Annotated in this window: 17 protein-coding genes; 5 read left to right on the top strand and 12 right to left on the bottom strand. The window is 55.6% G+C overall.

What is annotated here, in order from left to right:
* Nucleotides 1-58: 58 nt before the first annotated feature.
* From rplS to ffh, 4 genes are all read right to left on the bottom strand, one after another.
* Nucleotides 59-442, bottom strand: coding sequence for a 50S ribosomal protein L19 (rplS, locus tag MK110_00065; protein ID MCH2209665.1), 384 nt, complete (start codon nucleotides 440-442; stop codon nucleotides 59-61).
* A 1-nt stretch (nucleotide 443) separates the two neighbouring features.
* Complete coding sequence (gene trmD / locus MK110_00070) at nucleotides 444-1,166, bottom strand: tRNA (guanosine(37)-N1)-methyltransferase TrmD (protein MCH2209666.1); 723 nt, start codon at nucleotides 1,164-1,166, stop codon at nucleotides 444-446.
* A gap of 40 nt (nucleotides 1,167-1,206) precedes the next feature.
* Nucleotides 1,207-1,512, bottom strand: coding sequence for a 30S ribosomal protein S16 (rpsP, locus tag MK110_00075; protein ID MCH2209667.1), 306 nt, complete (start codon nucleotides 1,510-1,512; stop codon nucleotides 1,207-1,209).
* A 229-nt stretch (nucleotides 1,513-1,741) separates the two neighbouring features.
* Nucleotides 1,742-3,226 carry a signal recognition particle protein gene (gene ffh / locus MK110_00080; protein MCH2209668.1) on the bottom strand — a complete coding sequence of 495 codons (1,485 nt, stop codon included), beginning with the start codon at nucleotides 3,224-3,226 and terminating at the stop codon, nucleotides 1,742-1,744.
* A 68-nt stretch (nucleotides 3,227-3,294) separates the two neighbouring features.
* On the opposite strand from ffh, the gene MK110_00085 reads away from it, so the two are divergent.
* Nucleotides 3,295-3,654, top strand: coding sequence for a hypothetical protein (locus MK110_00085; GenBank protein MCH2209669.1), 360 nt, complete (start codon nucleotides 3,295-3,297; stop codon nucleotides 3,652-3,654).
* A gap of 476 nt (nucleotides 3,655-4,130) precedes the next feature.
* Nucleotides 4,131-5,369, top strand: coding sequence for an aminotransferase class I/II-fold pyridoxal phosphate-dependent enzyme (locus MK110_00090; protein ID MCH2209670.1), 1,239 nt, complete (start codon nucleotides 4,131-4,133; stop codon nucleotides 5,367-5,369).
* 117 nt (nucleotides 5,370-5,486) lie between these two features.
* On the opposite strand, the gene MK110_00095 is transcribed toward MK110_00090, so the two are convergent.
* From MK110_00095 to MK110_00115, 5 genes are all read right to left on the bottom strand, one after another.
* Nucleotides 5,487-5,837, bottom strand: a complete 351-nt coding sequence (locus tag MK110_00095) for an aspartate 1-decarboxylase (GenBank protein ID MCH2209671.1) — start codon at nucleotides 5,835-5,837, stop codon at nucleotides 5,487-5,489.
* Between the two features lie 102 nt (nucleotides 5,838-5,939).
* Nucleotides 5,940-7,961 carry a phenylalanine--tRNA ligase subunit beta gene (pheT, locus tag MK110_00100; GenBank protein MCH2209672.1) on the bottom strand — a complete coding sequence of 674 codons (2,022 nt, stop codon included), beginning with the start codon at nucleotides 7,959-7,961 and terminating at the stop codon, nucleotides 5,940-5,942.
* Between the two features lie 171 nt (nucleotides 7,962-8,132).
* Nucleotides 8,133-8,687, bottom strand: a complete 555-nt coding sequence (pyrE, locus tag MK110_00105; GenBank protein MCH2209673.1) for an orotate phosphoribosyltransferase — start codon at nucleotides 8,685-8,687, stop codon at nucleotides 8,133-8,135.
* 253 nt (nucleotides 8,688-8,940) lie between these two features.
* Nucleotides 8,941-9,330, bottom strand: a complete 390-nt coding sequence (locus MK110_00110) for a hypothetical protein (GenBank protein ID MCH2209674.1) — start codon at nucleotides 9,328-9,330, stop codon at nucleotides 8,941-8,943.
* Nucleotides 9,331-9,365: 35 nt separating this feature from the next.
* Complete coding sequence (locus MK110_00115) at nucleotides 9,366-9,506, bottom strand: hypothetical protein (GenBank protein ID MCH2209675.1); 141 nt, start codon at nucleotides 9,504-9,506, stop codon at nucleotides 9,366-9,368.
* Nucleotides 9,507-9,927: 421 nt separating this feature from the next.
* Here MK110_00115 and MK110_00120 point away from each other — a divergent pair, with 421 nt between their 5' ends.
* From MK110_00120 to MK110_00130, 3 genes are all read left to right on the top strand, one after another.
* A complete protein-coding gene (locus MK110_00120; GenBank protein ID MCH2209676.1) occupies nucleotides 9,928-12,351 on the top strand; it encodes a PSD1 and planctomycete cytochrome C domain-containing protein in 2,424 nt (807 codons plus the stop codon).
* A gap of 20 nt (nucleotides 12,352-12,371) precedes the next feature.
* Nucleotides 12,372-13,799 carry a DUF1501 domain-containing protein gene (locus MK110_00125; GenBank protein ID MCH2209677.1) on the top strand — a complete coding sequence of 476 codons (1,428 nt, stop codon included), beginning with the start codon at nucleotides 12,372-12,374 and terminating at the stop codon, nucleotides 13,797-13,799.
* Between the two features lie 179 nt (nucleotides 13,800-13,978).
* Nucleotides 13,979-15,643 (top strand): CehA/McbA family metallohydrolase, encoded by a 1,665-nt coding sequence (locus MK110_00130; protein ID MCH2209678.1) that lies wholly within the window; start codon nucleotides 13,979-13,981, stop codon nucleotides 15,641-15,643.
* Between the two features lie 170 nt (nucleotides 15,644-15,813).
* On the opposite strand, the gene MK110_00135 is transcribed toward MK110_00130, so the two are convergent.
* The 3 genes from MK110_00135 to MK110_00145 form a co-directional block, all read right to left on the bottom strand.
* Nucleotides 15,814-17,223: a hypothetical protein gene (locus MK110_00135; GenBank protein MCH2209679.1), complete on the bottom strand. Its 1,410-nt coding sequence runs from the start codon at nucleotides 17,221-17,223 to the stop codon at nucleotides 15,814-15,816.
* A 365-nt stretch (nucleotides 17,224-17,588) separates the two neighbouring features.
* A complete protein-coding gene (locus MK110_00140; GenBank protein ID MCH2209680.1) occupies nucleotides 17,589-18,812 on the bottom strand; it encodes an SUMF1/EgtB/PvdO family nonheme iron enzyme in 1,224 nt (407 codons plus the stop codon).
* Between the two features lie 331 nt (nucleotides 18,813-19,143).
* Nucleotides 19,144-19,806: a protein kinase gene (locus tag MK110_00145; protein MCH2209681.1), complete on the bottom strand. Its 663-nt coding sequence runs from the start codon at nucleotides 19,804-19,806 to the stop codon at nucleotides 19,144-19,146.
* Nucleotides 19,807-19,840: the final 34 nt, after the last annotated feature.

The following is a 19,840-nucleotide window of genomic DNA, read 5'->3' on the forward strand; positions in this document are numbered from 1 at the left end:
CGTCTCGACCGTTGGTGCTGCTGCACACTGTCAGCAACGTCAGTTATTCGACCGCAGCCTACTTTTTGGCATTGGGATCCACTTCCCACGATTTGGCTTTGCGTTCACGCAGGCGAGTCGCCTTACCGGTTCGTTCACGCAGGTAAAACAGTTTGGCGCGGCGCACACGACCGTGTCGTTTGATTTCGATTTTGGCAATCTTCGGCGTGTTAACCGGAAAGGTTCGCTCAACACCTTCACCGGCAACAATTCGTCGAACGGTAAATGTTTCACCTGTGCCTTGGCCTCGCCTGGCAATCACAACACCACTGAAGATCTGGACGCGTTCTTTACTGCCTTCCAAAATTCGTGTGTGGACATCCAGTGTGTCACCAATTGCAAAATTAAGAGGTTCGTCGCGCAGACTCGACTGTTCAGCAATGTCCAGCAGTTTATTTCGCATCTCAGGAACTCCCCGGTTGAACCGTTTTCTTTGTAGCCTGCGATTTGTCGAGCAGATCTGCTCGACGTTCGGCCGTCCGTTTCACACTTTGCTCATGTCGCCAGGCCGCAATGGCCTGATGGTCACCACTCAATAAGACCTCAGGAACTGCCATCCCCCGAAATTCCCGAGGTCTGGTGTATTGCGGATATTCCAACAACCCTGCGTTACTAAATGTATCATATCGACTGCTGGTCTCATCGCCCAATACGTCCGGAATCAGACGGATGACGGTATCAATCAGCAACATGGCCGGAACTTCACCACCGTTACAGATGAAATCACCAGCCGAAATTTCCGTGGGCTGCAACCCTTCCCGGATTCGTTCGTCAAACCCTTCATAGCGACCGCAAAGGATGACCAGTCGCTGCTCGGTGGCCAGTTCTTCAACCAGCGACTGGTCAAGAGTACGCCCCTGCGGACTCATCATAATCAACCGTCCAGGTTTTTCGGCTGACGCCTGCACCGATTCGACACAGTCGAAAATCGGCTCACACATCAGCAGCATTCCCGGACCTCCACCATACGTTTTGTCATCCACCTGAGCATGCCGACCGGACGCAAACGCTCGAAAATCATGAGTTCGGACCTGTACCAGTCCACGTTCAATTGCCAGCTTCAGAATACTCTGCCCGAGATAGCCCGGGAAAATTTCAGGAAACAGCGTCAGCACGTCGAAACGCATAACCATGTCCCGGCACTGCTGAGACCAAAACAAACAGAAATCACTCTGCCGCTTCGGTCGTTTCTTCTGCTGCCTGATCCGCGGACTCAGCCTGCTCGCCCGCTGCCTCCGGCTCCGGCGCTTTCGGTGCCGTCATCGGTGGCGGCGCCGCAGCCTCACCAAATGTTCCTTTTTTGACTTTTCTGATCAGCGCATTGACCTTCTCAGATGGCTGAGCACCAACCGAAAGCCAATAATCGATGCGATCCATTTTCAGGTTGATGCGCTGTGACTTATCCGGAATGGAAGTGTCGTAAAAACCAACTTCTTCTATGGCTTTGCCGTCGCGTGGTTTGCGCTGATCCATAATGCAAACGCGGTAAAAAGGCCGGTGCTTTCTGCCCAGCCGCTTCATACGTATTCGAACTGACATTGTTTCTCCCGTGGATCGCGCGACGATGCCGCATGTCTTTCAGTTTGTGTTTCGTTGACCCTGCCGGACGTCACTGACGTCCGTTATGTCTCTGCGGGGCCTGTGACCAACCCCGGTAAAAAATCGTCCAAACACCGGTCCAATTCCGAAAGGGTCCGTCGTTTTACCTTCTTCGGTTACGTTTTTTCGCCCTTTTCGCGTCTTTCCGCTTATTTTTCTTCTTTTCTCTGGCAGCAACAGCATCCAATGGCCCGCGTTTGCTGCGGGTCTTCCTTTCCCGCAGGTCTGCGTTCGGATCCATCATGCCCTGATCAGTCAGCTGTTTGACAGCCTTCATGCGGTCCCGTAACCCCATGCCGGACATATCCTGCATCAGCTTGCTCATGGACTGAAAGTCCTTAAGCAGCTTGTTCACGTCCGACGCCTCAACTCCGCTTCCGTCCGCAATACGATGGCGACGGCTGCGGTCAATCCTGTCAGGATTACTGCGCTCGTCCAGTGTCATCGAATTGATAATCCCTTCAATCCTCCGCATGTCGTCTTCCGGGTTCATATCTCCCATCTGATCGACCATCTTGCCCATGCCGGGAATCATTTTCATGACTTCCCCCATAGTGCCCAGCTTTTTGATCTGGCCCATCTGCTTACGGAAGTCATCCAGAGTGAACTTGCCCTCCTGCATCTTTTGCTGCTGGGCAAGCATCTCTTCTTCATCAAATTCCCGCTGAGCCTTCTCGACCAGGGACAACACATCGCCCATGCCCAGAATCCGACCGGCCATCCGGTCAGGGTGGAATTCTTCCAGTCGATCCAGCTGTTCCCCCACGCCCACATATTTGATGGGCACACCAGTCACCGCTTTGACGCTCAGTGCCGCGCCGCCTCGGGTATCCCCGTCGAGCTTGGTGAGAATGACACCGTCTAATTCCAGAGCCTCATTGAATGCATTGGCGCTGTTCACAGCGTCCTGACCGGTCATGGCGTCGCAAACGAACAAACACTGATCCGGACCGACACGCGAATCAATCCGCTGCAGCTCCTTCATCAGCTCCTCGTCGATCCCCAGTCGGCCGGCCGTATCCAGAATGACAACTTTCAGTCCCTGCCGCTTCGCTTCTTTAACCCCGTTGCGGCAAACCTGGATGGGATCGCTTTTGGCCGGATCTTCGGCATACACCGCACAGCCAACCTGTTCTCCAATCACCTTCAATTGTTCGATCGCAGCCGGACGCTGAAGGTCTGCGGCAACCAGCATCGGCGGCTGATCGCTTTCTTTGAGCATCCTGGCCAGCTTGCCGCAGGTCGTGGTTTTCCCGCTTCCCTGCAACCCGCACATCATGATGACGCTGACACCACTGCGCTTGATTGCCAGAGAATGATCCACCGGGCCCATCAGGTCGATCAGTCCCTGATGGACGATTCCCACAACCTGTTCGTCAGGGCGCAGGGCCTTGAGGACCTCCTCTCCGACAGCCTGGGCGGTCATCCGCTGCACAAAATCCTGGGCAATATCGTAGGCAACGTCGGCTTCCAGCAGAGCCTGTCGGACCTGCTTCATGCCATCACGGATGTTGGATTCGGTAATCTTTCCGGTACCGCGGAAAGCCGAAAACGCGTCTGTCAGCCCTGCTGTGATTCCTTCAAACACCGATTTAAACTTACTTTGTGGTTCAGGGATGTTTGATCACAGAATCAACACTGCCCGGATCTTCTGTGATGGTCGAATGGTACTTTAGGGTTGTCGTCAACCAGGTACACCCGGTTGACTTGATGCAGCAAACCCGGCAGACGATCAACGGACAGAAATTCCCGGGACCGGCAGATCTGCAATGTGCCACAAATCGATTCCCGTATAAGAAACGAGCAGGTGACGTATCAGAAATTTCCGGCAACCCGGGAGAGCAAAGTCCCCGTTTGAAGACCAACCGGGCAAGTCGATTTTCATCGAATACCCGCCACTGCCGCTCAGCAGATTCTCCGGCGGATAACGATCAAAAAAAATCGGAATTTTCCATGATATCGCTGGTGTCTACCGATAACAAGCTGTTGTTGAAACTGGCCGGAGACCGACAGTGACCGGAATCAGACGAGCGAAGCCCGGCGGGTGATCAGGGCCGGGCCGTCCGGCTTTCTGTGGCTTCCCGGGACCAGCCTGTTACCGGACGTAAATACAACGGAATCCGGCCGTTGCTGGAAGACGCTGCAGGTTACCGGACACACCTGATGAAGCACGGACAATTCAGTCAGGCCAAAGATGCTCCGGTTACTCACCCGGCCCCTCCCCTGGTCGGCTGTGTTCGTTAGTCACAGACAGCACACGGGAGGCTACCGTTCCAAATTCCCAACACCCTGGCCGGGATCGCACGCAGGCTGACTGATCGGTAGAATTGCGGAGGCAACTGGAGAGTTCAACTTCTCCAGCTGACCGTGTCCCGGCTGCGTCAACAGCAGGACCGCGACATCATCAGTACAGATCACACTGGCACTTCAGGTGGCTGACGCGACCTCAGATTTCACCAGGTAACAGGTCATGTCACCAATCAGAGACAACCATGCGCAGCGAATCTGATGTTCTGTTTGAAGACAGCCCGTTTGCGATCCCTGTCGCGGATCGCGTCAACCGACTGCCACCATACATGTTCGGAGCCATCAATCAGCGCAAATACCAGCTGCGAGTGGAAGGTGTCGATGTTATTGACCTTGGAATGGGGAATCCCACTGATCCTCCTGATCCGCTGATAGTTCATAAGATCGAGGAAGCACTTGAGGATTCGCGTAACCACCGTTACTCGGTCAGTAACGGGATCAGCAACCTCCGCAAAGAAGTGGCCAAACGTTACTGGAAACGCTACGGCGTGCGGCTGAACCCCGATGACGAAGTGCTGGCCTGTATCGGTTCCAAAGAAGGCTTCAGCCACATGTGCATGGCGCTCATGGGGCCTGGTGATACGGCGATTGTCCCCTCCCCGTCGTTCCCCGTTCATGTTTATGCCGTAATGCTGGCATCCGGCAATGTGATTACTCTGGATACCCGTGACCCGCAAAATTTTCTGCGCAATGTGGCCTACACCTGTGAAAACCTGTTTCCTAAACCAAGAGTCGTCATCGTCAATTTTCCCCACAATCCGACAGCCACGGTCATCGAACAGGATTTCTACATTGACCTCGTCAGGCTCGCAAAGAAATACGGCTTTCTGGTGATCAGCGACTTTGCATACGCCGACATTTGCTACGACGGATACGTAGCTCCCAGCTTTTTGGCGACTCCGGGTGCCATTGACGTTGGAGTCGAATTCACCTCGATGAGCAAAAGCTACAGCATGGCCGGCTGGAGAATCGGCTACTGCTGTGGCAATCAGGAAATGGTGCGTGCCCTGGCTACGATCAAAGGCTATTACGACTACGGCATATTTCAGCCAATTCAGATCGCGGCGATCGTGGCCATGAGACACTGCGATGCTGCCGTGGAAAGCATCACCCGCGAATATCAGCATCGCCGTGACACTCTGTGCGAAGCCCTGGGCCGTCTGGGCTGGAATGTCCCGCCCCCGAAGGCCGGAATGTTCGTCTGGACAGAAATGCCGGAAGAATGGCGAGAAATGGGATCGATTGAATTTGCGATGAAACTGCTCAACGAAGGCGGAGTAGCCGTCAGTCCTGGCCGAGGTTTTGGTGAAGACGGAGAAAACTGCCTGCGACTGGCCATTGTGGAAAACACACAGCGGCTCCGTCAGGCCGCGCGACAGATTGACAAATGTCTGACCAGGCCGGAAACCGATTCCCCCGTATGATTCTGTTGGCCTGACAAAATCGCCGGTAACAGAATCCTGTTAATCACGTTGAAGCATCTATCAACGTCAGACACCCGCATTCCGGGCCACGCCAACCCGGTTCGACTTCCAAAGATCTCAGCGGCAAGGCCGGTTATTCTCGTCCACCACAATAACGACCGGCTGGTGGCCAGGTATCTCATTCTCGTGGAAGTCGGCATAACTAACGATAATCACAAGGTCTCCGACTCCGATCAGTCTGGCAGCGGCTCCGTTCAGACAGATCACTCCGGACCCTGCCTGCCCCCTGATCACATATGTAGTCAGTCGATTGCCGTTGGTAATGTCATAAATATCAACCTGCTCATAGTCGACTATTCCGGCGGCCAGCATCAGACGCTCGTCGATCGTGACGCTGCCTTCATAGTTGAGATCAGCTTCAGTGACAGTAGCACGATGGATTTTGGATTTGAGCAGACGACGAATCATGTCTTCCGATGAAATTCGCTGGCGTTATGAGGTGCACAGTTTGGTGATCGCTCGCGTTTTCGGCATCTGTGTCCGTGCGAGCTGTATGAGAGAAATTGTGGGTCATCGCAACTGAGCTTCAAGCTTTTCCTGACAGGCAGTGACAATGTTCCCAACGGCTGCATCAACTTCGTCAGCAGTGAGAGTCCGGTCGGGAGCCCGAAAACCGGCACTCAGTACATAGGATTTACAGCCGGCATCAATCTGACTTCCACGGTATTGACCACCAAATGACACGCTGGTTAACAGGTTACCACCGGCAGCCTGAGCCACGTCAGCCAGTTCAGCCCAGTTCACCGTTTCCGCCAGCACAAAATTCAAATCCCGCGAAATCCCGGGAAATCGAGGAGGTGGCGTTGAACGACGATGCGGCTCATACAGTTCTTCCAGCAGCATCACGTCGAGTTCGGCCACGGAAACGCCGCTCTGTAATCCCAGCTGATCAGCGGCGGACCGGTCCAGTTCTCCCATATAACCAAGTGGTTGCCCGTTCAGAGTCAGTTGTGCGCCCCGTCCGTCAGCCAGCCCCCGGACATCGCTCGGCTGAGTGGTCAGCAAACTCCCTGGAATCAAATCCCGCACCAGCGTCTCCACAACACCCTTCAGCCCCAGGAAATCCCGACCACTCACCATTCCCACCGTCATGGGTTCTGCTTCCCGTTCGGGTTTTCCATCCCCGGCCGAAAGGTAAACCCGAGCCACCTCAAACAACTCCGCATTCGGGGTGCCAGTCCGTTCGTTCTGGCGACGACACTGCAGTAAACTGGGCACCAGACTCTGCCGCAGCTGATTTTCCAGACTCCGGGTGGAATGATCGACCGCCACAACGGGTCGATCTCCTCGCGGGCGAAACAGCAGCTGAGTCGCCTCACTGACAAACGATAGCGTCAGCGCCTCAAAAAAACCACAGGCTGTCAGGTGCGAACGAATTCGGTCCCCTGTCTGTTCGCGCCGACTGCGAGACGTCGCCGTGACCGGCAGCATGGCGTCATCCGGTATCCGGTCGTAACCGTGAATTCTGGCCACTTCTTCGATCAGGTCGCATTCGCGGGTGATGTCCAGTCGCCAGTCAGGAATGAGGAACGAAGCTTCGGTCTCCGACTGATCCGTGCATTCCAGTCCCAGACGACTGAGAATCGAAACACACTCATCAGCAGGGATTTCCATGCCCAGCAACCGCCTGATTTGATGGAATCGCAAAGTAACCGGCTGGACAGACTTTGGTTTACGGTCTCCGGCAACCACCGAACCTGCTAACAGCTGCCCGCCGGCAGTCTGCAGTATAAGTTCGCAGCAGCGACGAGAGGCCCAGTCCATATTTTGCCGATTGACGCGACGTTCAAACCGATACGAGGACGGGCTGTGCAGTTTAAGTGTCCGTGCCGTTGACCGAACGGACACCGGGTCAAAAGACGCCACTTCAATCAGGACATTGGTCGTGCCGTCTGAAATTTCGGTTTCCAATCCGCCCATCACACCCGCAACCGCCACCGGTCCCACTTCATCCGCGATCACACAGGCCTCAGCCGGCAGCAGATAATCACGCTGATCGATCGCCGTGATTTTTTCACCGTCGAGGGCCTGTCGTACGATCACCGATGACCCGTTGAGCTGATCGAAATCAAAAGCATGCAGCGGCTGACCGCATTCCAGCATCACATAGTTCGTCACGTCGACCACATTGTTGACACTGCTGATCCCGGCAGCCGCCAGCCGATCTCGCAACCAGTCCGGACTGGGGCCGATGCTGACTCCCTGAATCACACGAGCATGATATTCGTGACACAAGTCCGGACAGTCGATCCGTACGGAAGCGGCACTTGAGCAGGCATCTTTGGACTCCGCCACCTCAGCCGCAGGAATGCTGAGCGGCGTGTTGAACAATGCAGCAACTTCCCGGGCAACACCGATATGCCCAAGACAGTCCGGGCGATTGCTGGTGACTTCCAGATCAATCGCCAGATCATCGCCCACCGGCTGCAGGCCTTCGAGATTCAGACCCGACATCGTCAGGCGATCCGTAAGATCGTCGACCGAATCGGGAAGAGTTATATATTCAGCAAGCCAGTTATGACTGACAATCATGAGAAGCCAACGATTGTTAACAGGAGTGCGTGAAAAAAACGGCAGGAAAGCTGACCGCCGGCAGAATCAAGCAGTCTATCCAACTGCAGCACCAGTCCACCATGCCGGACACCGAAATGCTGAATCCGACCGGCATTTGGCAGCAGAAATCGTAACACAGGCTGTGGCCAACTATCGTGGCGGGACCTCGATGCCAAAGTCCTGGACAGTAAACAAAGTTGAAAACGGAATTCCACGAGCCTCAAAAGCCTCCTGCCCGCCCTGCAGCCGGTCCACAATGCCAATCGCGTGAACGACCTTACAGCCAAAGTCCTCGACTCGGTCCACGGCCTCCAGCGAACTGCCGCCGGTGGTCACCACGTCATCAACAATCACCACCCGGTCACCCGGCTGCACAGGCCCTTCGACATATTTTTTAGTACCGTGTCCCTTGGCTTCCCTGCGTACCAAAAATCCACGCAGTTCCATATTCTGCGCGGCAGCAGCGGTGAGGACTCCACCGACAATCGGATCGGCGCCAATCGACATTCCACCAAATCCGGAACAATCAACACCACGCAAAAGGCTCAGGATTCCCTCAGAAATCTGCAGAAGACCTTCGGCATGCAGGGTCACCTGCTTTCCGTCCAGGTAGTACGAAGATTTTTGGCCGGACGCCAGAGTGAAATCACCGAACTGCAGAGCACGCTCGCAAATCAGTTCCATGAGTCGTGTGCGATTGTACATAACGGGCCTCTGTCAGAACAAAGCTGTTTCCAGATGCAACGATGGTCCAGGAAAACCTGCATCATAGACATGTTGAACCAGGAGGGAATCCAGACAAACTGAATTCTCATGTGGTGTTGATCAGGCGAACAGACCAGCTGCATTTGGCAATGCTGTTGAGCTCAGCACGGGGGAGGCCGTCTTACCTGTGTGCCGACACCCTGCAGCCACTCATCACCGAACCAACCCGTGAAAATCCGCAAATTGCGACTGTTCAGAACGAAACCAATCGGCGACCCGTTGCCATCAGCGGGTTTTCGCCGGACTCTGCGGTCACCAGCGGATTACGATATTCGCCTGACGTCAGCAGGGGTTTCATGCTGTCGGGGGAGAATCGGTCGGGTGACTGAGCTCGAGCCGTCTTTGTTTTCTGAGTCAACACGGAAGCCATTTTCTGTGTCGACTCAGACGTCGTGGTGTCAGTCGAAACAGGCCGGACGGCCAGCTGCCTGGAAATATGTTTCCGATTTGTGTCACCGGCATCCACCGACAGCTGCATCCCCAGAAACGGGACACCACTGTCGCTGTTCATATTCAGGAATGACCGGTTGTACTGACAACCGGAAAGCAGAGCGATCAGCAGCAGAGAAACAAAGTACCGCATTGAACTAAAAACTCGCGAAGAGACAGGCTGTGGAGCTATTCATCGTCCAAAACGGGTTCGGTCAATTTCGGAACATCGGAAACACCATTGAATGCCATCATATTGGACAGTCGTGCGCAACCGGGCAGCAGAATCAGGCTGACATACAGCAGCAAACATGTCAGTCGTGATTTCATGAGTTTGTCCTACATTAATATGACAAATACCAGGGTGGATTCTTCCAAATAAAACAGCTCTGACCAGGCAGCCGGGCCGCAATGCGTCGCGGAGGATACTTACGATGGCCCAACCCACCAATGGCAGTCCACGGGGGCCCGTCACTGGTCCCAGGAAACCGGCGAAGCCTGCCGGTTCTCCGATTCACAAACCGGCGAATACTGCAGAACCGACCCCCTGTTGAGAGGGTCACCAGGGGGTCCGGCGATGCAAGGAACCGAGGTGGCCACAAACGGCCTCGGAACCAGACCCCGGAAACCGAAAGTTCCGCAGAATTTGTGATCGATTCAGGTACCCCGCATGCAGAACATCGTTCGGTTTTCATCGCTCCGACCGGTAAGATACCGACAGAGCGGACGCCGTCACAGAAAGCCCACCAACATGAAAATGATGTACCTGCTGTTGTTTTGCCTGGCATTCAACCTGCCGGCACCCGCCGATGGCGACAGCCAGCAACGTGCGCAGAATCATCCCGCGACTGACTCTCGCAATCCCTCGACGTTGCCCACGCCAACATTCGAAGACGACATTCTGCCAATCTTTGCCGAAGCCTGTCTGGACTGCCACGGAAGCGAGACACAGGAAGCCCAGCTCGATCTTCGGACAGCCACGTCGACTCTGCAGGGCGGCGAAAATGGTCATGGAGTCGTACCTGGCGACCCGGAACGCAGCCTGATGCTGGATATGATCGTTCGAAAGCAAATGCCTCCCGACCAAACGGATCTGCTGACAGAAGATCAGATCAGCACAATTCGTCGATGGATTCAGGCGGGGATCCCGGCAAAGGAAACAGTCGTTCGGTTGCCGCCGCGCACAATGATTGGCGAATCCGACCGACAGTTTTGGGCATTTCAGACACCTGTGAAAACAGTCCCCCCTGCGGTACACATGGAACACCGGGTGCGAACACCCATTGATCGTTTTTTGCTGAAACAACTGGAAGAGAATCACACCTCATTCGCGGCGGATGCTGACAATGCCACTCTGTTGCGGCGTGCCCATCTGGCCCTGACCGGCCTGCCGCCATCCCCCGAACAGCTTGAGGATTTCCTGGCCGATCAGAGGCCGAATGCCTGGAATCTGCTGATCGACCGTCTGCTGGAATCACCACGATACGGCGAACGCTGGGGTCGACACTGGCTGGATGCGGTGGGCTATGTAGACAATCGCCTGTTCGACGGCGATCTGGGCACGATCTATCCCAATGAAGGCATCTGGCGTTATCGCGACTATGTGGTCGACAGCCTGAATGCCGACAAACCGTACGATCAGTTCCTGACAGAACAACTGGCCGGAGACCAGCTTGTCGACTGGAAAAATGCGGACGAACTGACCCCCGAAATGTCGGAGAAACTCATTGCCACCGGGTTCTTTCGCAGCATTGAAGATGCCACCAGCGAAGCTCAGTACGGACTGGCTAAACGATATGAAGTTGTTTTTGACACGATGACCATGCTGACGTCAGCCGTCATGGGACTCACCATCGAATGCTGTCGCTGCCACAATCACAAGTTCGATCCCCTGCCTCAGCGGGATTACTACCGGCTGATGGCGTTCCTGGAACCCGCGCTGAATCCTCACGACTGGCTCACTCCTCAGGAACGCTGGTTGCCAACCGTTTCCGCGAAACGCAGAAAACAGATCGACACTCACAATGAGACCGTCCGGAAGCAAATCGAGAAATTGACCAAAACACGTGACAAAGCAGAATCAAACGACACGGCGGCCGTCAGCAGACTCACCCAACAAATTCAACAGCTGGAACAGACCAAACAGTCTTACGGAAAAATTCAGGCCCTGTGGGACACAAAAACCATGCCTCAGTCCCGCATCCTGCGACGAGGACAGGTCGAAGCAGCCGGGATGGTTGTGCAGCCCGGGTTTCCTGAAGTTCTGTCTCAGGACAGCGAATCGGTCCGGCGGCCCGACGAAACAGGTAATGATTCCACCGGACTGCGTCTGGCACTGGCCCGCTGGCTGACGAACCCGAAACATCCGCTGACCGCACGCGTGATCGTGAATCGTGTGTGGCATCATCATTTTGGTACCGGAATCGTGGCCACCCCCGGCAATTTTGGACACACGGGCAGTCTGCCCACCCATCCCCGTCTGCTGGACTGGCTGTCTGTGGACTTCATCGAACACGGCTGGAGTCTCAAACGTCTCCACAAACAGATCATGACATCTACCAGTTATCGGCAGTCGTCACTGCCGGCAGCAAACGAAACAATGCCTGACAGACCAGGTGAATGGCTGCTGGCAACCATGCCACTGCGGCGAATGGAATCAGAAATCATTCGCGACTGCATCCTGGCCGTCAGCGGTCGACTGGACAGCACCCGCGGCGGACCATCGGTGATGGTCACCACCCCGGTCGACGGATTGTCGCGGATTGAACAAAACCCCACCCCCACCAGTCATCACCGCAGAAGCCTGTACGTGTTCGCCAGACGCGTGTATCCGCTCAAATTTATGGAAGTGTTCGATTCTCCCATTATGCCCGTCAACTGCACGAAACGCATGACATCCACCACCGTGCTGCAGTCGTTTACTCAGCTCAATGACAGCTTTATGCTGGAAAATGCGGCTGCCGCCGCCCGACGCATTCGCAGGCGGGCGGAACACGATATCTCCGAACAGATTGATGCGGCGTTTCGACTGATCCTTTCCAGGCCGCCTGACACTACAGAATTGCAGAGATGCACTGATTATTTTAAATCCCGGCACACAGCTGATTCCGACGCAGCCCTGGACGGACTGTGTCACATGCTTTTGTGTACCAACGAATTTCTTTACATCCACTGATCCTCCGGACACTTTCAGGAATGCAGACGTCATCCTCACGCCGCGATATGCTCGTCCAGTCAGGCCGAGGCTTTGGTTCACTGGCACTGGCAGGTCTGATGAACGAACAGGGGCTGCTGGGCGCCCACTCGTCCACCCTGCCAAGCACGCTGACGCCCCGACGGAGTGACGTGCCGCCCAGAGCCAAAGCCGTGATTCAGCTTTTTCAAAACGGTGGTCCGTCGCAAATGGACCTGTTCGATGAAAAACCCGAACTCACACGGCGCAACGGTGAACCCCATCCTGGCGATGTGGAAACCTTTCAGCTGGGAAACAAAAACGTCCTGCTCAAAAGCCCGTTCCGCTTTCGTCGGCACGGTGAATGCGGAATGAATCTGGGTGAAACGATTCCGCAGATTGCGTCCATCGCTGACGACATCTGTCTGATCCGCTCAATGTACACCGAAAACAACAACCACCCGTTCGCAATCAACATGATGCAGTCCGGCAAAACGTTCGCCGGAAGACCGGCGATGGGATCGTGGGTGTGCTACGCCCTGGGCAGTGAGAACCACAACCTTCCCGGCTATGTGGTTCTGCGTGACCCCGCCGGCTACAACACGTCCGGAAAAATGGTCTGGGCCAGTGGCTGGCTGCCGTCCATCTTCCAGGGAACCGAATTCAGTTCCGCCGGGACACCCGTTCATCATTTGGATCGTCCCGAATCCGTGTCGGCCGAATCGCGGCAGCAAAGCCTGAAACTGCTGGCCGACCTGAACCGACGACACCAGCAACGCTACCCCGGCAACTCCGAACTGGATGCCCGGATTCAGAACTTCGAACTGGCTGCCCGCATGCAGATGGAAGCCACCAGCGTGCTGGACGTTGCCCGGGAATCGCAAACAACACGAACCCTGTACGGACTCGACAACCCCACCACGGCTCCCTACGGGCTTCGGTGCCTGATGGCACGCCGCCTGGTGGAAAACGGGGTGAGATTCGTGCAGGTCTTCCCGCCGCTGAACCCTTCCAATCAGCCGTGGGATAATCACAAAAATCTTGAAGGACAGCTGCCACAGATTTGTGCCCAGGTCGACGGCCCCAGCGCCGCACTGATCACCGATCTTCAGCAGCGCGGACTGCTGGACGATGTGATTGTGCTGTGGACCGGAGAATTCGGTCGCCTGCCCATCACCGAAAACGCCAACGGTCGTGACCACAATCGCCACGCCTTCAGTCTGTTTCTTGCCGGAGGAGGATTTCGTTCCGGACATCAAATGGGACAGACGGATGAATTTGGTTACGCAGCCATTGAACAGCGTGTGAGTGTCCCCGATCTGCACGCCACACTGCTGCATCAGCTGGGCATCGATCACACGCAGTTGTCGTACGTCCACAACGGACGAGCCGAACGTTTAACCGACCCCGAAGTCACCAAAGCCCGAATCGTCAAAGAAATCATCGCCTGATCAGGACTCGAACATCCCAACCATCGGGTTTGCAGTCCACCATAACCGCCGTGACCACCATAACCACCGTGACTCCCGCACGCTGCTGATCCGCCAAAGCAAATCACCCCCAAAACAAACCACCGCCAAAGCGAACAACGGCAAACTTCAATCGTCACCCGAATCCGGACAGAAAAATCATGCTGCACAGCAACTGTACTCGCATCTGCCTGACACTGCCGATGATCGCAGTTGTTTTGTTCCCGGCCGCAACCAGGGCGGCCGAAGGTCGGGTGGCCATCCGGATTGTCGACGAGCAGGGCAATCTCACTCCCGCACGAGCGTGGGTCAAAGTGGGTGACAGACGCCTGTACGAACCGTCCGATCCCGATACGGCCACACCCTACCCAGGCGACGGCAGTTTCAGCTGTGACGGATCATTTACCATGCAGGTCCCGGCCGGTCCGGCCGTGGTGCATGTGGAAAAGGGCAAAGAATTCCAGCCGCAGGATGTGGACGTGGTGGTTTCACAGGATGAGACCGTCACGAAGACCATTCAGATCGGCCGCTGGATTGATATGCCGGCAAAAGGATGGTACTCGGCCGATCTGCACGTGCATCTTGGATTCGACAACCCGCGGGTCCTGAAACAGCTGTCACTGGCCGACGACGTTCACCTGATTCCTTCGTTCACGTACTGGCTGCGCGGACAGGGAGAACCCTGGCACGAAGCCTGGCCCGACAAATCGTTCACCGCGCCGATCGAGGTTGACAGTCATCACCTGATCACACGCAACAACATGGAGATCGAACGGATCACCCACAAAGCCGATCCGGGAGCCACCATCGGAGCCACCTTTCTTTACAATCTGAATCACCCCGTTACCGCAAAACGAAACGGCGAACATTTTCCAACCGACGCAGAACTGTGTCGTGTGGCCCGCCGCCACTCCCCGCAGGCCGTGTTCGACAGTGACAAACCTTCCTGGGCAGAAACGGTGGTGGGAGCAGCACTGGGCATGCTCGACACCATTCAGGTGTGCCACAACCATTACAATCGTCGCAGAACCGTTCCCGGAGGCTGGGGCATGATCGGACCTCTGGCCACCGGTGAATCCAATGCGGCTGTGGGCGATGGCCTTTTTCATCGCACCAACGCACTCTACTATCGTTTTCTGAACTGTGGTTTCAGACTGGGAGTCTCCGGAGGATCCGCGGTGGGAGTCATGGGCGTGCCAACCGGGTACAACCTGGTTTATGCAAAAATCGATGGACCACTGACCTCCGACAAAATGTGGACCGCAATTCGCACCGGCCGGACGTTTGCCACCACCGGCCCCATGCTGACTCTGAATGCCAATCACAGCACGATTGGCGACACGATTGCCGTCAATTCAAATCAGTCCCCGCAAATTTCGGTCCGGACCACCGTGCAATCCCGGGAACGGCTGGAATCTCTGCAGATCATTCACAACGGACGCACAGTGGCCTCCCGCAGCCTGCAGAACACGGAACCCCGGCCGGGTGCAGAACAATTCGTGGTGGAAAACACCCTGGAATTCACTCTGTCGGCACAACACAGTGGCTGGGTGGCGTCCCGCGCTCTGTACCGAACTCCGCACGGACTGCTTCGGCAGGCACATACGAGTCCGATCTACATTTCTGTTGATAACAAACCCACCGCATCAGCTGAAGATGCCCGATACATGCTTCGCTGGATCGATCGACTCGCCGAAATTGCCAATTCTCACTCGGATCATTTTCCCGATGATGACGCACGACAGTCGGTGCTGTCGGTTTATTCCGAAGCTCGTTCACGATACGAACACATCATTGACACCGCACTCAACAACAACGGCGGCTGATCCTCCGGGGGGCAGCATTCGATTTCAAATTCAGACGTGCTGGTGATCATCGTCGGTTCGCAGGCCCGTGTAAGTTCCGCTGCGAATTCCACTGCCGCTGCTCCCGGTGGAAACTCCCGGCCGTATGTTGGGTCTGGAAAACTCCCGAATGGAGACGCAAAACGGCGAGATCAACGAGTGAACACAAAAAGCTGCGGCAGGAGGATCCGGTCCGGTGCACATTCGTCGTAAAGGATCGCCATCTGCCGGTTCGAGTTCACCAGGGAATCGGCGGCACCGCGGTGTAAGGAACTGAACAGTAAATGGCACCGGGCGGTTTGCGGCTTGTCATCAATTTTAAACTGAACGTCGATGCGGTATTCCATCCGGTCACTGCTGTAATTCCCCGTGGGAGCAAACCCAGTGATCTGTCCGTAGACCAAAGTGCCAAGTTCGAGCAACCGTCGGGCCCGACGAGGGCGACTGACATGCCGCACAAACGCGAAGCCGCTGATCGCACTGACAATGCCCATAAACACAACCGCGGATACGACAGGAGAAACCGCCAGTTCCCCCACCACCAGCCCGGCTGCCAATACGGAAAACAAAACGTACAGGACCAGGCGAAACGCATGCACGGCGGTCAGCTTCTTCCATTCCCGCTCAAGTTGGCGGGGCGGCGATTGTGACAGCACAGACCGGTAACTCTCAGCAGAAAAAGCCGCCTTCCCGAACGGAAAACGTTGAACCGTTTTTTCCAGGTCAATGCCACTGTGTTCCGGTTCACTCGACGTGGACTGTTCGACGCTGAAGATGTCTGCGAAGACCAGCAGCCCTGCCAGCAGTCCGTTAAATTCGCGAACAGAAAAGACTTTCCCCTGGCGGTACAGCAGGACATGACCGCCATTTGCTCTCAAGGTCCAGGCAGGGTAACGATCCCCGTACGAAACATGGGCCAGCCACTGCTTAACCGAAACCCACACTTCCGGCGGGAGACGGTCGTCGGTTGCCGGATCGATGTCATAAAGATTTTCAAATTTACGACAGTCTGCAGGCTGCAGGGTGAGCCTAAGCAGCCGGCCCGCCACACGCAGTGGATTGCTGACGGGGTTCAACTCAAACACGGGCAGCACAAGTCCGCGATTCTGAACAAGGCACACGGTTGACGAACGATATTCCCCTGAGTCATCTCCGCTTCCGCGGCGAACGACTTCCGTGACATCTGCAAAATAGAGTGTCGTCCCCTCACGGATGACATATTTTGCCAACGGGTCGATCTGCGAAAGGCCTGCAGCAAACAAACCCTGGATTTGTTCGCAGAACCACTGGTTTTCTTCAGACGTCAGGCGGAGACATCCGATGGACTCCAGCCCCGTTTGTCGCTCTGCGATGCCTCGCCGGTGCAGTTCGCAGCCCAAAAACCCCAGGCAGAAAACCCCGGCGGCAGTAACAAGCCACCACACACCCTCAATCGGCAGCCGGATCCCCCAGAGCTGACGGCTCAGCAGAGCCAACAGGTAGATCACAAAAACGCAGAAAGCACCAAGCACGCCGAATCCAGCTGACTGGTACATGCCACCTTCATGAATCAATCGTTTCATGACGACACTCCTTCAGACGCGATGTTCGGGTGCTGACGAGGCGTTCAGACGGCACTCTAACCGGATCTCCGGACTATGCAATTTAGAGAACCGTGGGTGCACTCCACAGATTCATTGACCAGCCGTTACGACTGCACACCGCTCACCCGCTGCGACTTTTGTGGGTGACGTAAAAATATCAGACGAGTCTGGCGCTCGTGGCGTGTCGAAGCTCCCGCTTCGACCGCCGGTCCGGGACCGTCCGGCGTCCGTGATCAGACTCAAACCCGATCGGCCTCTGTGAGCAGACGAACGACGTCACGCATGCAGGCCCGGCTGTCGCGGCTCCGCCACGCGACCCCCAGGCTTCCGCGACGGACGAAGTCTCACCGGCCTCCGGCCACGGACGGACTCAGGCACAGGCGGAAGCCTAGGCGGTTGTTGCGTCGGTCCGGCGTGTACCTGATGCGGAGCGCCGAGCGGCAAAGCCTGGCATTGTCGTTCCAGCTACCGCCCCGGCTCATCCGGTTCGAGCCTGACGAAGGGCCTGTACGATCCGTGACTACTCCTCCCCCATATTCTTCTGAATACCAGTCTGAGCACCACTCCCATACATTCCCATGCATATCGAAAAGACCTTTGTCATTCGGATACAGAACGCCCACGGGATGCACCTGACATCCACTATTCTCATCGTACCACGCATATCCAGACAGCAGAGCTTCAGGATTGCCAAAGTGATAACGAGTTTCTGAACCGGCACGACACGAATACTCCCATTCAGACTCCGTCGGTAATCGGTAACCACTCAGCTCCCAAAAATTATCTCGAGCACGCACACCCTCTCCGTACTCGCCCTCTGTATTGGGGTCATAACACCACTGAGACTCCGTAATCCCTTCCTGCTCACTTAGCCAGTTGCAGTAATGCGCTGCCTCATACCAATCCACTTCCACCACCGGTGAGTCATCGCTGCTATCACCGGTCAATTCACGTTCATCCCGCAAGCCCACATCACTGATGAACGTGAGCCACTGGGATACCGTCACTTCTTTCGTACAAATCGCATAGTGACCGTCAAGCACGCGACGATGCAACATTTCATTATCTGAACGATTGGCTTCCGTTTCCGGAGAACCCATCTGAAATTCCCCACCTTCAAGTACGGAAAACGTCTGCCCCTGACTGTTGATAAACCACTCGCGGACATTGTCGTCGGCAGAAAAAAACTGTGCGGCCGGCTGAGCAAGATCCGCATCAATCACAGCCAGCTGTTCCGACGCTCCCCAACGACGAAGCAACCATTCAGCCGACCCGTGAAGGCCCGCATCCGGATCGTTCCGGTAAGCATCCAGAAGTTGCTCAATCAACACCTGACGGTCTGAATCGGGTAAGTCAAACTGCCCCAGACAAAGCAGCAAAGCACGACGGATACTCACATCCGATTCCTGTTCGTAGCGGGAAATGATCGTTTCCGCACTCACGCCGGACGGACCAAGCCGATCGATAATGTCGCTGCGAACTGTCGGATCCGGACTGTGCCTCAGTAACGGCCAAACAGAATCCGCTTTACCGTCTTTCAGCAGTTGAATCGCGGCATCAGCTTCCAACTGCTCAACGGTTCAATCTTCTCTTCCTTGACGGGTTCACCCTCGCCACAACCAACCCAGCCAACACAAAGCAGCACCACTAAAAATCGGTTTCGCATTTCTTAAATACCTCAAACAATGTTTGTCGTGGTGGCTCGCTTTCTGAGAACCTCAGCCTCACGCACACGGAGCGATCGCGCCCAACCGGCAGCCCCAAAGACCACTCCTCATCTCTCACGCCCGTTGTTCAGCAAATTGACAACCCGTCCTGCTTCGGCAAGTCGAACAGTCTAATGACCAACCACAGCCTGATCGTTGTTTGTTTTTTCTGATTTTCACAGAACTAACGGATTCACCCGGCGATTTCATGGACGTTGAAGCGTTTCGCCGTAAAGCAGCGAGTCCCGTCTTCCGTGATTCCTGCGTCCAGTACTTTGGCAATATGCGGATGATCCATCATGGCCAGAGCCTGACGTTCGGCTTCAAACCGAGCGATCATCTGCTTGCTGTCCATCCCCGATTTGACCAGCTTCAAAGCCACCCGTCGTTTAACGGGTTCCAGCTGATCGGACATCCAAACTTCACCCATCCCGCCTTCACCCAGCTTTTGCAGCAGCTTGTACGGGCCAATCCGTTGAGACGGCTGATAACCGCCTGCAACAGCCCCTGACGCTGCCGCCTGGGCCGGCCGGGCAGCGGAGGAGGAATTCGGCTCAATCGTGGGCAGATCTGCGGGAGAAAACAGCGAATCCTGAATCTCAGCAAACGCTTTGCCAAACCGCGGCTGGTAATCAGCCGGAGTCACGTCATCGCCCGCAGCTCGCCGGTGATGAATGTCCAGATCGATCAGAGCTTTGAGCAGTTCGTGGTTGTTGTCGCCCGGCAGTGATTCCTGAAAGTCCTCGATCTTTGCGGACGGATCGGTTTTGAGGGCCGCTTCAAAACGATCGCAAATCGCATCAATCTGCTGCTGCAGAGAGCCAGGTGAATTGGCAGAGGCGTCGGGATCAGGCATCGGTGATTCCCCGGCAGGGGCGCAATGAATGTGG

The sequence above is a fragment of the Fuerstiella sp. genome (genome assembly GCA_022447225.1).
GTDB lineage: Bacteria > Planctomycetota > Planctomycetia > Planctomycetales > Planctomycetaceae > S139-18.

Bases quoted from the DNA above. Each gene is read 5' to 3' on its own strand.
- rplS (MCH2209665.1), bottom strand. From the start codon at position 442: ATGCGAAATAAACTGCTGGACATTGCTGAACAGTCGAGTCTGCGCGAC.
- trmD (MCH2209666.1), bottom strand. From the start codon at position 1,166: ATGCGTTTCGACGTGCTGACGCTGTTTCCTGAAATTTTCCCGGGCTAT.
- rpsP (MCH2209667.1), bottom strand. From the start codon at position 1,512: ATGGATCAGCGCAAACCACGCGACGGCAAAGCCATAGAAGAAGTTGGT.
- MK110_00085 (MCH2209669.1), top strand. From the start codon at position 3,295: ATGGTCGAATGGTACTTTAGGGTTGTCGTCAACCAGGTACACCCGGTT.
- MK110_00090 (MCH2209670.1), top strand. From the start codon at position 4,131: ATGCGCAGCGAATCTGATGTTCTGTTTGAAGACAGCCCGTTTGCGATC.
- MK110_00095 (MCH2209671.1), bottom strand. From the start codon at position 5,837: ATGATTCGTCGTCTGCTCAAATCCAAAATCCATCGTGCTACTGTCACT.
- pheT (MCH2209672.1), bottom strand. From the start codon at position 7,961: ATGATTGTCAGTCATAACTGGCTTGCTGAATATATAACTCTTCCCGAT.
- pyrE (MCH2209673.1), bottom strand. From the start codon at position 8,687: ATGTACAATCGCACACGACTCATGGAACTGATTTGCGAGCGTGCTCTG.
- MK110_00110 (MCH2209674.1), bottom strand. From the start codon at position 9,330: ATGCGGTACTTTGTTTCTCTGCTGCTGATCGCTCTGCTTTCCGGTTGT.
- MK110_00115 (MCH2209675.1), bottom strand. From the start codon at position 9,506: ATGAAATCACGACTGACATGTTTGCTGCTGTATGTCAGCCTGATTCTG.
- MK110_00120 (MCH2209676.1), top strand. From the start codon at position 9,928: ATGAAAATGATGTACCTGCTGTTGTTTTGCCTGGCATTCAACCTGCCG.
- MK110_00125 (MCH2209677.1), top strand. From the start codon at position 12,372: ATGCAGACGTCATCCTCACGCCGCGATATGCTCGTCCAGTCAGGCCGA.
- MK110_00130 (MCH2209678.1), top strand. From the start codon at position 13,979: ATGCTGCACAGCAACTGTACTCGCATCTGCCTGACACTGCCGATGATC.
- MK110_00135 (MCH2209679.1), bottom strand. From the start codon at position 17,223: ATGAAACGATTGATTCATGAAGGTGGCATGTACCAGTCAGCTGGATTC.
- MK110_00145 (MCH2209681.1), bottom strand. From the start codon at position 19,806: ATGCCTGATCCCGACGCCTCTGCCAATTCACCTGGCTCTCTGCAGCAG.